Raw genomic sequence first — 16,295 nt, 5'->3', positions numbered from 1 at the left:
TTAATCCCTCTCTATTATCATTAAATAAGCGTTTTCGTCAACATCTCTCATAGAATTCATTACATATTCAGCTGTGGCATAGTCATATATACCGTGATCTTTTAATAAATAATTTATCTCATTAGAAAATGTTTGCTTTGAGTTTATATAATATTTTAATTTATCATTAGTAAGAATAAGGTTTCGCCAATCTTCAATTAGTTTTTTTATCTTATTTTCTGCACCTTCTATATACAAACGATGTTCACTATCTATGCTTTCAACTCTATCCAATAAGAATCTTTCAATCACTTGCAAATCATACTCAGTTATTGATGTTGGACTTTCCATATTTGGTCGCATATTTCTCATCATAGCAACAATTACTGCTCCTAAGGCTTTGTCTAGAGCTGGAATAGAAAAGGGTGTAACACTACTAGGCTCTACATATTTGTACAGTGATTGGTGATAGGAATGAAAATTTTCATAATGCGACTTGTCTCGGCTTCTCATACTATTGTAGAGTGTCCATACCATACCGAGATCCTTTCTTCCTACACGAGATGTTGCTTGTATATACTCTGAAGTTAACTTCGGTTGCCCAACAACAAACATAGAATTTAATCTACCAATATCTATACCTACAGAAAGCATATTAGTAGCATTAACTATGTCTACGGCATTACTGTTTGGGTATTTGATATCCAATCTATCTAAAGTTTGTCTAATTGAGGAGCTGGATTTTCTGCTTGTCAGTTCTTCCGAATTATTAATGTAGCGTTTTTCATTAAAGTTTCTCTGTCTAAGGATCAATAGATAATCATCTATATCATCTTTGAGCAATGTATTCATCTTGCCTAATTCTCTAATACTGTTAAAGTAACCAGCAATAGTCCAAAAAAGCTCTCTTTCAGCATCTGTTAAATTTAAATCAAAAACTGATTGCATTAACGAAGAAACTATTCGTATTTCAGAAGTAATTTGAGATTTTCCATTCCCTATCAACCCTATATACTTTCTTCCTTGAGCCTCTTCATTTAGTTTTACAAAAAAACTGTCATCTGCATCTAAACCTGAGGGAGGAAATTGTTGATAATCTCTATTAAAAAGTGATTTTACTTGTTCTTTAGCATTCCTTATAGTTGCAGTTGAAGCAATATATTTAGGTTTAATACCACTTTTAGACAAAATAAAATCAAAAGCAGTTTCATAAAGTCCTACTATACTACCAAGAGGACCAGAAATCAGATGTAGTTCGTCTTGAATTATTAATTCTGGAGGTTTGATTTCTTCCTTATCCGTCCCAAAGAGTTTTATAGTATCAGCGTTTAGTGGAACTCTTGCAAATTTATCTACTGTTCCAAAAAGCAGGGTAGGCCTGTGTCTATAGATGTTTTCATCTACTACATGTATAGGTAAAGAATGGGTAAAATGACAATCTCGATTTAAACATTCAAAATTATGATAATCGTTGAAAGGACCTGCCTCTTTTATACCCAACTTAAGTCTTCCGGTAGAGGATTTAGAGAATATACTGTTATCGGTTTTACACCATGGGCATTTTAATAGTTGGAACACACTCTTACTTTGTGGGAAATTATTTTTTTGAAATTTTATATCGCTTATGTTTTTATTTGCCTCTTTGTTTCTATTAGGGGTTGTATTCTGACCTACCCATAAACCGATAGAAATTCTAGTTTCACCTAATTCACTGATATTATAAGATCTTAAAAAATCACAGGCAGAAATTAAAGAGGCAGCTCTTTCAAATTGCTGAGTTGTAAGTAATCTTAATGTATAACGCATAATAACAGTTGTTCCATCTTCTTTTGTAGGAAACTTTAATCTTCTATTAAATATTGCTACAGCAATGATAAAAAGGTAAGCTTCAGTCTTACCTCCACCAGTCGATACCGACATTAAATCTAAAAGATCTCTGTATTCACTATTCTCATTAATAATAGATTCAAATGAGTTAAGTATAAATGCTAATTGGAAAGGTCTCCATTCAAGCGTTGTATTGAGGTAACTTTTTTCAATAAAAGCAGTTTGTTTATCGTTTGCGTTCTCCATTCTTTGAAGCACCATGGCTTCATTTGCATAATTGAACACTTTCAAAGCATTATCGTCTTTCTCAATTAAATTAATACTCTTTTCCATGCGTTCTAATGAAAAATAGCATTTATCGATATTATCCATAGCAGTTTCCTGTAATACTGCATCTAAACATCCTACTTTATTTGTTTCGTTCTCAATCCATTTTTTGTATTCTATTATAAAAGATCTTAACTTTGAAATTACTTTTTTTCTATCAGGATAAATATAATTAAGTGCATTTAAAACTTCTAAATTTTTCAAGGTAGGGATCTCAAAACTCATGGGCTTTGTTTCGTATTCTGGGATGTACTCTGTGAAAATCTTCTTTGGAGATTTACTTTCCCATTGAACGGATACCCCATGCCCAACAGCATAAGTTTTTTTATCTCTATACAAAAGTAAATTCTGCATCTCATCATAGTCTTTTGTAACTAAGTCTCTAAGCTTTATATCTTCAGATGCGATAAATGGTTCATCAGTGCTTATTGACAATTGGCTTTGAAATAGTTCGCTCGTGCCAGTATTTTGTACTACAATAGTTACTGATTTCGCATCAAATCCTACTATATTTAATTTGCGTACTAATAAAGTGATTAATACTTTCTGTTTCTCATTTAACTTAAGCTCTAAATATTTTCTACATATAGATTTTTCATTATCTTTTGGTAAACTAAGAAATTTTTGGATGGTGCAGTTTTGTCTCTTGTAAGCTCCATTTTTTAGGAAGTTATTTAATTTTTTAATATAGGATAAAAAAACAATATCTTCTCTTTTCTTCCAAGAAGAAGATTTTGACCATTTCTCATAGAATTGTTCCAATTCTTCTTTATTTTTGTTTTTAAATTTTAGAGAAGCTTTTTCCTTACTATAATCTATGAGTGTGTCAGCCTCTGGAAAGTTTTTCATACCATTCTCAAAAATGAGAATATCTTCGGGACGTAAATATACAATTTCTATATTGTTGATTTTTTCATAATAAGAAGTTGAGAGACTAAAATTGATATTTTTTACTTTGTCGCTCACATGAAAAGTAAGACCTAGTGATTTAGGTTTAAATTCATTGTCAATTAATGTATCGATATATGTATCTTCTTCTAATATTGAACTTTCATTCTCATCACTAGTGTATAAAACACCTGTTAAATAACGTTGAGATGGGCTTTCAGAAATGATTTCTTCCTCTACAAGATGAACTCCCTTTTCAGAACCAGGGCCAAGTAAGAGGCTTTTAGTATAGTTTATAATATCTTTCCTGATTTCCTCTTGTCTTTCCATTTTAACCATGTAACCATTCCCTTTTTAAATTTATATCAGCCTATTACTCAGAAATTCATCAATATAAAAATCTTCTTTTAGTTCAATATCTGTAATAGTATGGATGGAAGCTGTAATATTTAAACTACTAAGATGTTTTTCATCATATTTATTATTAATAAGTGATTCTATCATCGCACGGCGTATATTCTTAAACTCCTCTTTCAATTTTTCACTAGCTTTATAGTATTTCATATAATTATTGACCAAGTTATCGTTTCCATTAAGAATCCCAATGTATTTTATGAAATGTGGATCTCTAGGCACAAGATTGACGGAATCGGGATTTATCCAAGATTGGAAAAAACCTGTGGACCTAAAGAATCCGATTTTAGCAAACTCGTTTGCTAAGAGGGTCGGAGTTAGTCGATGCTTATCATAATAAGCTCTAAGTTGCTCTTTCCATTCGATATCTAGCTCTTTCATATTACCAATATTTATATATTCAGAAGAACTTAAAAATAAATCAGAGTTACCTTTCTGCAGGGTTTCATAATACAGTTCATTTGAATAAGGAATGTCTAACAATAAAATATTATCTCCAATTTCAAAATTTCTGGCCATGTCTTGTTTAATGAAATTTTGGTCATCAATATGAAAGAGTTTAAACTTTTGAGTAGATGCTAAAAATCTGGAATTTTCTGTTTCAAAAACCCTATCAATTTTGACAATTTTACTACTATAGTTTTCCTTGAATTCTATATTATTCTTTGCTTCCTCTAGGACATCGAAAAAAGATAGTGAAGGTTCGGTAATAGGGTTATCAACCTCATAATGAGGAGATGCTTCTTGTGGTTCTTCCTTTAACAGATCTAGTTTCCATTTTATATTGTTAGGATATACGATGTTTAATGAGTTGTTCTTTTCAAGTTCATTTAAGGAGTTATTGAAATAGTTAATAAATCTATTTACATTTTTAGCATCTACATTAGGGAATAGGACAGTCAAATGATTTCCTTTAAAACGAGTAAACCATTTGCTCAAATCTTTTTTCGGGAGATATGAAAGAAGAAAGTTATTCTCACTATTATTGTGAATTTTGGCTACATCTTCTGCTACGATAATTTCATTCTTCAAATGGTGAGCTTTTATTAATTGGTCGGCTGCTCCCTTATAGTGCATAGGAACTACTAATACTAGTTCATTATCTTTTTCTAAATATTTTCTTATATTTTTTGTTACATTATAAGGGTATCTATTTTCAAAAAGTGTATAAAATTCTTTTGAGATGTAATCATCAAAGGCATAAAATAGTTGTAGATCTGCTAATTTGGAATTTAATAATTCCAAAGTTTGTCTATCTTTATATACTTGTTGAAGTACTAAGTTTTTTAATTCCATAACCCGTATTCTAAGATAAAAATGACCTTGTTCTTCTAATTCTTTAATATAGGAATTAATTTTTTTTATACTTTTATGAAAAGAGTCATTAGAGTTAATTACATCAAATTTAATATTTACAGGTTGGCTTATAAATTTTGGAGTCCATGCGTAAACTTCAAATTCTTTGATTATATCTTGTGATAAACCTTTGTAGATAACGTCTGTAGTACCGTAAAAAGAAATTGGTATTCCTACTTCTTCAGCTAAGACAATAAGATCGTACAAGTATGAACTTTGGTTAGGTTGTATAAATTGGTTTCCTATAATAACAATTTTATTTATATCAGTTTTGAATTTATTTGGCTTATTACTTAAATAATCTTCTAAAAAAAATTTTGCACCCACAAGTTGTGTAGTGAAAATGTTGGAAGGAATATCAGAGTTTTTAATTCTTTTGCTTTTCGTACCAAGGTATCGATAGTTTTTATTATTATTAGTTAATAGTATTGATGGACTCAGGGTTGTAAAGTTAAAACGCTTATTTTTAATATCGACCTTCAAATCTTTAATCTTAGAAATTTCTTTCATAGTTGAGATCACAAGAAGAGATTTGCTAACAAAAAATTTGTTACTTGGTATTCCGAGTAACTCAGATAAGTAGGTTGAGATATTATGATGTTCGCCTCCTCGTTTTACTTCCAAGACAGGTGTTATGAGTTTATTTGCAGTCTCAGCTTTAATTTTTATCGTAACTGGAGAGTTTTTCTTGCTCTGTCGTTTAGGAGGAACTTCTTCTAGAATCACTATGTTTTCCTGTTCAGTTTCCTCTATACCGCGGAAATAGTATTGCTTCTCTTTGTAAGCTACAGGAGAGTTAAGTTCTATGTTCTCAACCTGAAAAGTATTTGAGGAGGCATAATTATGTTGTAGGTTTATATGGCTTTCACCTAATAATATATATGGAAAGTATTTTTCTTCTTCTATAAAGAAGGCGGTTCTAGATTTAGATTTTGTACTGAATAAAATCTCTAACTTACTTTTAGAATTCTGTGTTAAATAATCTAGAGACTCTATTCTAGATATGAAAGAAAAAAAATGTTCCATGAGCATCATCCTAAATTGTAAAATTCTAATTATTTCCATTATACGATAAATGTATCTAATATGCATTGGTTAGAATAGCAAAAGTGTTATAATCATAAGGATGGTGAACAATAAAACTTAAGTGCAGTTTTTAATGTTAGAGGTGGATATTAATGAATATCATAGATTTGTTTTCTGGTGCGGGGGGACTGTCGGAGGGTTTTCGCAATGAGGGATTTAAGAATATCGCTCATGTAGAAGTCGATAAGCATGCTTCTAAAACTCTTCGGTTAAGAGAAGCCTTTTACTACTTAAAAGAACAGAAACTGTTACATCTATATGAAAAATACTTGAAAAATGAACTGAGTTTTGAACAATTATTTTCTTTAGTACCAAGTTCAATTCAAAATAAAGTTATTAATAAAGAAATAAATCAAAAAAATATAAATGAAATATTAAATGATATAAATAATCTAAAAGGTGATAGGCATATCCACGGTATTATTGGTGGACCTCCATGTCAAGCTTATTCTACGATTGGAAGAGCTAGAAATAAAGACAAACTAAGAACTGATGAGAGAGTATACCTATTTAATTACTACATCGATTTTCTAAAAGAATTTGAGCCAGATTTTTTTGTTTTTGAAAATGTAAAGGGTCTTCTTTCGTTTAAAGATCATGCTGGGAATTTATTGCTTCCGTTAATAAAAAAAAGTTTTCAAAATGCGTTACATGAAAATTCATATGACATAGAATTTGAAATCATAAATAGTGCTGAGTATGGTGTACCTCAAAACAGAGAACGCTTGATTATTTTCGGTAAAAAAAAGAAGTTTATGAATAAATCATTCTTTAAGTCTTTAATTAAATATAAAGAATCTTCGCTTACGTTAAATGAGCTGTTCTCTGATTTGCCTTACTTGAAAAATGGTCAATCCAGTAATTGCTATAAATGTTCAGCGAAAAATAGTATTATTAAAAATTATTATAGAAAATTTAACTTACCTTTAAGTCAGAATGTTTCTAGACCCAATAACGAAAACGACTTGAAAATATATCAAATAATTGCTGAAGGCAAAAAACAAGGGAAGAATATAAAATATAATGACTTGCCTAGCGATCTAATTAAGCATAAAAATAATTATGGTTTTTTAGATCGTTTTAAAGCATTGAATGGTTCAGGTATAGCTCATACAGTTGTGGCTCACATAGCTAAAGATGGACATTACTATATTCACCCAGATGTAAAACAAAACAGATCTATAACTGTTAGAGAAGCAGCAAGAATTCAGTCTTTTCCAGATGATTATTATTTTGAAGATTCTCGAACCAGTGCTTTTAGACAGATTGGGAATGCGGTGCCCCCAGTTTTGGCTCAGAAGTTTGCACGAGTAGTTCGAAATGATATGTACCTATAGTCAGAAATACTGGGGAGATACAGTTATTTATGAAATCTTCTGCAAAATAATATTACTTTAGGTAAATAGTTTAAATTTTGTGATGAATTTAGATTGAGTATCGCAATATTTTTTATTTCAAAAGTACAATTTATAGGTTACGAAATTAGACCCTTATAGTGGTGAAGCGGGTTACTAGATCATCATATTTGAATGTATCTAAATAAAAAATGGCTTTAATGAACCGATTGGATGCCTGTTACAATCCGTCATTCGTTATCTTTTCTGTTAGTTTTTCATACTGTGAGATAAATTCTTTGTTGTAATTCCTAGCATCTTTAAGTAGTTGTGAATAGGATAATATTTTTAAAGTACCATTATTTTCTAAACCATCAGCAAGAATACGTGTATTAGGGTCCATTTTGATATTTTCAGATATCAAAAAACATTCTACTTTTTTGCCATAAGAATCTTTATACCTTTCTTCAACAAATATTTTATATTCTATTATTTGATTTAATTCTTTTTGTGATATTTTTATACTGGGTCTTTTCAACTCAATAATGATAATTCCACCGTTTGCAGTATCACACAAAAAATCTATTCTTTTATTCTTTTCTTCTAAGGAATCGTCAGGAAAGTTTTCTTTTAGAATCCTAGCGAAAGTTTTTTCTCTTTCAAAGTTAGCTATCCTAGGATCTAACATCCAAGGAAACTTTTCGAGAAAAGGTTGAATTACTTTAGTTTCGCTTTCATCGTTGTTTACAAAAGTTTCAAACTTGTTTATAGCTTCGATGCGACCTTTGGCAATTTTTGAAAGCTCTTTAGATTCAATCAGCTCCCAGTCACTAGCAATTTTTTCTACATTCTCAAGTGTTAATTCCGTTTGCTCTAATTCTGTTATATATTCTTGGAAACTTTCGAAAGAAAATAAGTCTCTTACTGTAGAAAGTACTTTGACAATATTTTCAGCGTCTTCTTCACCTGTCGAATTAGATGTTAGGGATTTTTGTATTTTCGTGAGTTGCTTTTGATCAACAGACGATAGTCCAGCGTAAAAGTTTTCAGGCAATTTTGTACCGATTAATTCAGTTTTTTCCTCTCCTCTTTTCCTTTTCCATTCTCTCCCGATATATTTTACTAGATTGTCCAAATGATTTTTTAACTCTTCTAGCTGCTCACTTTGATCCCATAAAACTGATTGACGAGCAGTTCCAATAAAATCTTTTTCGTTATCTTCATCAATAAAATCTATATTGAAATAACCCATTACGTATGTGTGGAATTGATCATTTGATCGTTCATTAAAGAAGATTGACTGAGCGGCCATTTTGTTTCGAGCATAGATATTAAAGCCAGCATCTGCTTTTTTTAGAGGAGTTTCGTTTGTGATGATCTTTCCGGTAACACCATATTCGTCTAATGCTTTGAAACTTACATCTTGTTTTATTATATCTGTAAAACTCGAAGGGAAGTCCCATGAAAATTGTTCATTGAGCGATTGTAAGTAAAGGTCTCGAGTTACTATGATTGGTTCGGAAGGTTCCTCTAAATTTTTGATAGTTACTTGGAAATCTTCATCAAAAAAATTAAAGCGTTTTGCTAAGCTGTTGCTTAGGTTTTCATGAGGAGTAATATTTTTTAAATGAATGTCTTCAATGGCTATAACTGTTCCATTAGTTTCTTCGGTATGCTCATATTCTAAAAGTGTTTCAGGCTGATAATCACTGTCGTCGGCACTCTTCAGATCGTCGTAATTAATTTTAAGTGCGTTTTTCAGCCCATTAGTTATAGATGTGACACTAATTGTTTTGGCTATCCCAAAAACAGCCAACTTACCTAAACCCTTTTTGCCGGTAACGTATCTTAAACTATTTTTTGATAAACCTGAGTTGGAATCGAGCCTTCTATTTCTTCCAATTTTTAAAAAAGAATTATTTATTTCTTCGTGTGTCATTCCATGTCCGTTGTCTTTAACTACAACGCACTTTTCTTGATAATCTATGGTAATATCTACATTAGTTGCTTCAGCGTCATAAGCATTTGATATCAATTCAGCAATAACTGGAGGAAATTGACTGTATAGTTTGATTCCTAAGTGATCTATTGTGTTCTTGTCGTAACTCATTTTAAAACCAGTCTGTTGGCTCATTTCGCCCTCCTAAAGGTAAAGTTATTAGTTTATTCTAACACAAGATATATAAATACAAACTGTTAATACACTAAAAAATGTAAATTTTCTGTTATTATATATAACTATGTTAGGAAAATATACATAAAAATGTACGATTCAAAGTCGATAAGTTCCTCAATAGTGATTTAAAGGAACTGGAGTGGATATTGCTAAATTGATATGGAGTTCGTGTTTGAGATCTTAATTTATTATTCTATTAAACAGATAAATAAATTGAAAAGCCCCTAAATCAGAGAAATAAACTGATTTAGGGGCTTTTGAACGGGTAGTATGTGTTTTGTGATAAGAACGTATAGAGCAGTACAATCAAAAATGCAATGGTTACTCCATCACAATCAGCATACTTTTTTAGTGGGTTCAGAGTCTATTCTATTTGAATATCAATCCACTGAAACTTCTTTAATCTTCCATGATACCAGCTGCCAGGCCTCCTGAGCTTTTTCTTTTGGCCCTAGATGTGTAAAGGCATGCTTACAGCCTGTAAAAAATTCATCTTGAACACTTACGCCTGCTGTTTTTAATTTCTCAGCATACTTTTCCGCTTCCGGTCTAAAAGCATCATGCTCAGCAATAAGGATAAGTGCGGGAGCCAAATCTTCATTTACGTCCGCATAAACAGGGGAGGCAAGGGGGTTTCTGGCCATTTCTTCTTCAGGTACATAGCTCATATTTAAAAAGTTTGCGACTTGGGGGTAACGTGCGCGCAACTTGCTTGGTTCCGGCTTCTCTGCATAGGGTGTGACGAAATCGAGCATTGGACAGGACAGCACTTGGAGAAGTGGTTGCTTTTCCTGTTTGCCTTGAAGGTAGAGGCAGAGGGCAGCTGCAAAATTTCCACCTGAGCTCTGGCCACCCACCATTATCTTTTCAGAATCGATGTCTAGATCATCCGCTTCTCTTTTTAGCCATTGGAGCACTTCATAGCTCTGTTCAATCGCATTCGGAAAAGGGTATTCCGGTGCTTTGACATAACCGATATTGAGTACGGCGCATCCCGTCTCATTGGCCAGATAGTTGCAGTAGGGCTCATCCATATTCTTATCATTCATGATGAAGGCGCCCCCATGGAAGTTAATGTAGACGGGGCGCTTTTTTTGTTGTGCTTCCAATGGATAATAGAGCGAAACCGGAGTCGGACCAATGGATGTTTCAACCACAAAATCTTTTTTAATTTTCAAAGGCGGCTGATTGATCATTGGATTTTTTGCTGCTTTATTTGGAAAAAGTCGCAGTATTTTTGCGATGATGATTTTGTACATAACCGGCTTACCTCGTTTTCTTCTAGTCTTCATGCTCAGATCGAGAATGAGGGTATCCAGACATCCTACTTAATGTTTATCTTCCGTCCTTTCCAAGTCACAGAACGCATAACATGGACCCGGAAGATGGAATATACGAATATGCCTGCAAAAAATGAGAACAGGACGGGATGGAATATGAAAATGAAGCGGTTGAAGTTCCCGCATCTTCGGGCGAATATCATTGTCTGAAGTGCGTAAAGGAAATACAAAGCGCCAGTAAGCATGATGGATGCTGAATTCATCGCTATAAGTGACGAGATGAACGCGCCGGTGGTGATGAAGCTGCCGGCAATCCAGAGGATGGTCATCAGCATGACGACAGGATGTGTGGATTTTGAACCGAGCGCAAAGCTTTTGCACCAGCCCTCTACAAGACTTTTGAACCCTTCCGGATACATGCGGAAAGATATAACGCCCTTGCCGCCCATGCAATGCACGGGCAGATCTTTGTCGAGATATGCCTGTCCCAGCGCCAGATCATCCATGATAGCACCCTCAATCGCCTTGTGTCCGCCTGTTGAAAGGTAGTCATCCCTATCAGAGAGGATGCAGGGGCCGAATGAGCCTGCGGGTTCAAAGCGGTCTCTCCATGCGGTGAATTTATTCATACCAACGATCACAATGATGTTGAAGATGGCGGAAAGGTTCTCGTACATATCTTCTATGTGGTGGAATGGCTGCAGTGAAAGGATACCTCTTGCGCCTTTATGTTGATACAAATTTAACAGCTTCCCGAGACTGTCGGGGCCTTCGAGCCGTGTATCGGCATCCAGGAACAGCAGCCACTGTCCTTTGGAATGCTGGACACCATGCCAGCATGCGGATGATTTTCCGGCCCCATCTTCTTTGGATTCATTATGCAGCACTGTTGCCCCAAAGGACTTTGCGATGGAGATGGTGTCATCCGTAGAGTGATCGTCGACGACCAGCACTTCGAACGATTCCAAATTTTGCTCCTGCAAGGTCCCGAGCAGGTGTGGCAGACTTTCCGCTTCATTTCTGGCAGGAATGATGATGGATAGGGAGGGATGTTCGGCATCTTCATCCCGTCTTCGCGGCGTGGGTAGTGAGCGAAACATGAGTGCGCCGGCACCGATTGCTAGAAGCCCGAGTGATATATTGGCTATCAAGAGTATCTCCTCCTTTCAATTCAATCATTGGATGCACGATGTCTTTATTTTTGTAATTGGAACAGTACCAGAGTCAGTTCTTATCGTCCGCAATCAGTGCATCCGCCGCAATCCCGGCGGACAGCAGGACAATGGGCACACCTGCGCCCGGGTGCGTGCTGCTTCCTGTGAAGTACAGGTTGTCGCAGCTTGGTGATTTGCTTTGCGGACGCTTATGGATGCTCTGGGAAAGGGTGGGCTGTAGCCCGAATGCGGCGCCGTTGTAGGCATTGAACCTGGACTCGAAATCAAGCGGCGTAATATGCGTTTCTGTGACGATATCCTGCTCGATATTTTCAAAGCCTTTTATTTCCTTCAACGTTTCCAGAATGTAGGTGCGGTAGTACTGGATTGTTTCATCATTCCACTCATAGTCGGCTGTATCGAGGGCGGACACGGGCATCAGGATGTAGAGCCCATCCTTGCCGTCGGGTGCAAGCGTAGGATCGAGTTTCGATGCGATATAGACATAGAAGGAGGCGTGCTCGAGTTTTTTTCCTTCAAAGATGTCCTGCATGTTCTTCTCGAGTGCTTCATTGAAAATGAAATTATGGATATGTTCGACATCTTCATATTTCCGGTCCATGCCGAGATACATCAGGAAGCCGGAACAGGAATATTTCATGCTTTCGATCTTTTTATCGGTGAATGCGCCTCTAGCTTCAGGCTGTTTCATCAGGTTTTTCATTGCATAGGGGAAATCGGCATTGCAGACGACGAAATCTGCATCAATCTTTCTATCATTCACCATAATTCCAGTGGCCTGTCTATTTTCGGTCGATATTTCCTGCACCGGACTGTCGTAGAAGACTTCTCCGCCAAGTTCCTTGAAGAGCCGTTCCATGGACGATGCCATGGTATACATACCGCCTTTGATGAACCATACCCCATATAGAAATTGAATCATCGGAATCATCGAATAGAACGAAGGGCCACTGAACGGGGAAACCCCGATATACAATGTCTGGAAGCCGAGGATCTGCTTCAGGCGTTCGCTTTCTATATATCTTCCAATGAAACGATCGGCTGTTCCCACGAGCTTCACTTTCGGTGCTTTCCTGACCATCGATAAGTTGTAGACATCGCCTCTTTTGTAAAAAGGCCGCCTCAGAATATTTTCCATGGCGAAAGTATAGCCTTTATAGATATCGTTCAGATAACTGAGAAACCCTTCGACATCTGGCTTGTTGATGGATTCGATCGTTCTGGTCATCTCCGTCAGGTCAGAGGAGATATCGATGGGGGTGTCCGGTATGTCAGTGAAGTACACCCTGTACATGGGATCCAATTTCTCCATTGGAATGTAGTCATCCGGATCACGTCCACAAAGCTCGAATATCTCCCGGTAGACTTCCGGCATCATGACGATGCTTGGTCCGAGATCGAATGTATATCCGTCTTTTTCGATCCGGTTCATCTTTCCGCCGGGTGTAGATTCCTTTTCATATATTTCGACTTGGTATCCGGCGTGCTGTAGTCTAATGGCACTAGCCAAACCTGCCACACCGGCACCAACGACGATTACTTTTTTTGTCATGCATATACCTCGTTCCCTGAAAACATATTGAGTCGTGTCTGGAAATATAATAATTTTATACGGTATCCCTTTTTATTTAAAATCATTCTGAAGTTGCCGACTTGTCTCATGACAGCATTTTACTGATACGTCCACGATTATAACGCTGGGTGACGATGAAGGGCAGGTTGAAAACAATCGCATATACGATCATCAGCCAGCCGACTGAGGCAGGGTTCCATAAAAAGAATAGGGGGGCGGGCAGTATGGAAAGCCAGTGTGTCAGCTCGGCCCGTTTCGTCTCAAGGGCAAACATCTGCAGGTCCGCTTTACCTTTGCCATGCAGTGTCTTTTTCTGGTACCCGCTTCTAAATAGCGTAGCCCCGTCGATCAATCTGCCTTTCCATGCCTTCACTCGAAACAACTTGTCCCAAAGCGCCCCTGACTTTTCCCAGGGGTAGATACGGGACCAGAATGCGTTATTCTGAAAGGTTGAGAGAGGGAGCCTTAGACAGAGCGCTGAAATGGCCAGGTGGAAGAAGACCCAGGCACCGATATCAATGGCGATTGTCCAAAATAGGGAAAACGAAATCAATTGCATGGGCTAGGCCTCCTTAACACCTTCATTTAATCGCAGTAGTCCCTCGAAACACGTATCGGCTTTAATAAAGAAGGGGGGTTAATCCGCTTCCGAATCCCTCTCGGCGATCTTGTCGCTTACATGCTGACCGCTCAATGTCACCATCGGCATGCCACCACCCGGGTTGACTGTCCCGCCGACAAAGTAGAGGTTGTCGTAGTGTTCACTCTGTTTGGAGTGCTTGAAGCCTTTATTTTTCTTGCGATCAGATAGAGTGCCATAGATTGCGCCGCGGTCGGAACCATATGTGCGCTCGATATCCTCCGGTGTCCAGACATCTTTCATAACAATGTTTTCACGCAGATCCGTGAGACCCATGCGCTCAAGTTTGATCAGTGTCTGTTCCGCGAAACGCTCATAGTCTTCAGCTGTAAAAGGCTTATCCTGGATAGGCGGGATGTGGGGCAGCACTTTTAAGTTTTCATACCCTTCTGGCGCCTGAGTCGGATCCGTCTTATTAACATTCACCAGATAGATGACCGGGTCATCCGGCAGTTCATGGCGGTGGAATATTCTATTCATCTGTCGCTTCATATCTTCAGCGAAAAAGAAATTGTGGTGCGCAAGCTGCGGGTAGCTCTTCTTCACCCCAAGGTGCATGACAAGGCCGGAACTGGCCGGCTCGAATTTCTTTCTCAGTTTCTGGGTATACGCTTTATTTTCCCCGATCAGCTTTTCATAGGTCGGGAGGACTTCCATATTGGAAACATAATAGTCTGCACTCAATTTTGTCCCATCATCCAAAACAGCGCCCGTTATTTTTCCATCGGTATGTTCGAGTTGTGTAATATGCTGTCCGGTATGGAGGGTCACGCCGATTTCTTCGGCAAGCTGTACAAGCCCTTTGGCCAGATTGCCCATGCCGCCGGGTACATACCATGCGCCCTGGTCATGCTGCATATAGATCATCATGTTCAGTACCGCGGGTGCATCATAGGGCGAGGAGCCGACGTATTTGACGAAATAGGAGAGCATATCCTTCAGCTGCTTGTTGCTGATGCGCTTGTCGATCGCCTGGTGCACTGTTGAAAATAGATCAAAGCCTCGGAGCGCACTGAACATGCTCTGGTACTTCAGAATATCCCTCGCATCGTCGACCCCTTTGAAGTAGCTGTTCTCGGTCGTGTCATAGATCTTTTTGGAATATGTAAGCAGTTTTTTGTATTCCTTCATATCCTTTTCGGTCAGTGATGTATTCTTCTCCTCCATGTCTTCTAGGTCTTCATATAGATCGATTACATTGCCATCAGGGAAGAAAGAGCGCCATTGATGATCCAGTCTCATGGTTGGCACATAGTCCGCCATTTTTTTTCCGCTTGCAGTAAAGAGTTTTTCAAACACTTTCGGCATGGTCAAAATGGAAGGGCCAAGATCAAAGCCGAAACCATCCTGCTCGAGACGGTTCACCTTTCCACCCAGGTGATCATTTTTTTCATATAGTGATACATCGTATCCTTTTTGTGCCAGTGATATCGCGGCTGATAGGCCGCCGAGCCCACCGCCGATGATCAATACGCTTTTTTGTGGCATTCGAGACATCTCCTCATAGTAGAAAATAATTGGTGTGCATTGCGTTATTAATTTTTTATATATACACTGATTCAATTTATGCATTGTCATAATGAAATCAAGCTTTATGATTTATACCCATTATTTGATGTTTTTATGTTCAAGTGGACACACCTTGGGTGATCATAGGAACCACTTCTACTTTCGAATGAACTGTCTCCCATCTCCATTATGTAGGAATCAACCAGGAAGTATCTCCAATATTAAATTTTTATTCAAATGGACACCTTATTGTATTAGTATCATATCAAATAAATACATCCATTAATATTTAGAGGCAGTTGTGAATTCATTTTAAGATTCTAATAAAGGTGCTGTAGTATAAGTGATCGAGTATTGTTGTTTAACATGGTGCACTAAACCCCCAATCTATGGGATTTAACGACCCCAATAAAATAGACTTTTAAGAGCAGAGAAAGCTGCTCTATTTTTAATGCGTTTTTCAGCACAGTCGCATTTCCGGGATATGCTCTGAACTATACCATGGTCCTCGCGTCTCGCCTGATAGTTCTTATCTGATAGGCTCATTCCTGGTCGGAGTGGTAGGGGCAGGTTGTTGATGCTTCAATGTCGGTGGTCAATGCAGACAGAACACTTCGACACTTGGCCGGCTTGAAATTTATAACTGATACTTCTCCGTTTTATCATTGATAGTTGCTATTGATTAGAGATAATTATGTAAGTTAAATCTGAATATTTTAATAAGTGGTTGC

At 36.9% G+C, this 16,295-nt stretch carries 9 protein-coding genes; 1 reads left to right on the top strand and 8 read right to left on the bottom strand.

All coding sequences use genetic code 11. From position 1 onward, the window contains the following. Positions 1–3,351, bottom strand: coding sequence for a helicase-related protein (locus GQ671_RS08635; RefSeq protein ID WP_211364904.1), 3,351 nt, complete (start codon positions 3,349–3,351; stop codon positions 1–3). A gap of 30 nt (positions 3,352–3,381) precedes the next feature. Continuing rightward, entirely contained in the window at positions 3,382–5,817 is a 2,436-nt protein-coding gene (locus GQ671_RS08630; RefSeq protein ID WP_160655684.1) for a hypothetical protein, read from the bottom strand. Between the two features lie 152 nt (positions 5,818–5,969). Between GQ671_RS08630 and GQ671_RS08625 the strand changes: the two genes are divergently transcribed. Then, positions 5,970–7,214, top strand: a complete 1,245-nt coding sequence (locus GQ671_RS08625) for a DNA cytosine methyltransferase (RefSeq protein ID WP_160655681.1) — start codon at positions 5,970–5,972, stop codon at positions 7,212–7,214. A gap of 238 nt (positions 7,215–7,452) precedes the next feature. Here the strand turns inward: GQ671_RS08625 and GQ671_RS08620 are convergent, their stop codons facing one another. The 6 genes from GQ671_RS08620 to GQ671_RS08595 all read right to left on the bottom strand — a co-directional run bounded on the left by GQ671_RS08620 (position 7,453) and on the right by GQ671_RS08595 (position 15,543). After that, positions 7,453–9,345, bottom strand: coding sequence for an ATP-binding protein (locus tag GQ671_RS08620; RefSeq protein ID WP_160655678.1), 1,893 nt, complete (start codon positions 9,343–9,345; stop codon positions 7,453–7,455). Between the two features lie 422 nt (positions 9,346–9,767). Further along, on the bottom strand, positions 9,768–10,646 hold the full coding sequence (locus GQ671_RS08615) for an alpha/beta hydrolase (RefSeq protein ID WP_160656362.1): 879 nt from the start codon (positions 10,644–10,646) through the stop codon (positions 9,768–9,770). A gap of 65 nt (positions 10,647–10,711) precedes the next feature. Next, positions 10,712–11,818 (bottom strand): glycosyltransferase, encoded by a 1,107-nt coding sequence (locus tag GQ671_RS08610; protein WP_246153216.1) that lies wholly within the window; start codon positions 11,816–11,818, stop codon positions 10,712–10,714. Between the two features lie 73 nt (positions 11,819–11,891). Beyond that, positions 11,892–13,394: a phytoene desaturase family protein gene (locus GQ671_RS08605; RefSeq protein WP_160655675.1), complete on the bottom strand. Its 1,503-nt coding sequence runs from the start codon at positions 13,392–13,394 to the stop codon at positions 11,892–11,894. Between the two features lie 106 nt (positions 13,395–13,500). Then, positions 13,501–13,974 carry a glycosyl-4,4'-diaponeurosporenoate acyltransferase CrtO family protein gene (locus tag GQ671_RS08600; RefSeq protein WP_160655673.1) on the bottom strand — a complete coding sequence of 158 codons (474 nt, stop codon included), beginning with the start codon at positions 13,972–13,974 and terminating at the stop codon, positions 13,501–13,503. Between the two features lie 78 nt (positions 13,975–14,052). Further along, positions 14,053–15,543, bottom strand: coding sequence for a phytoene desaturase family protein (locus GQ671_RS08595; RefSeq protein WP_160655668.1), 1,491 nt, complete (start codon positions 15,541–15,543; stop codon positions 14,053–14,055). Positions 15,544–16,295 lie beyond the last annotated feature (752 nt).

The sequence above is a fragment of the Salinicoccus hispanicus genome (assembly GCF_009831115.1).
GTDB lineage: Bacteria > Bacillota > Bacilli > Staphylococcales > Salinicoccaceae > Salinicoccus > Salinicoccus hispanicus.
The sequence above is the reverse complement of the archived record's forward strand: the minus strand, read 5'-3'. Positions and strand labels throughout refer to the sequence as shown.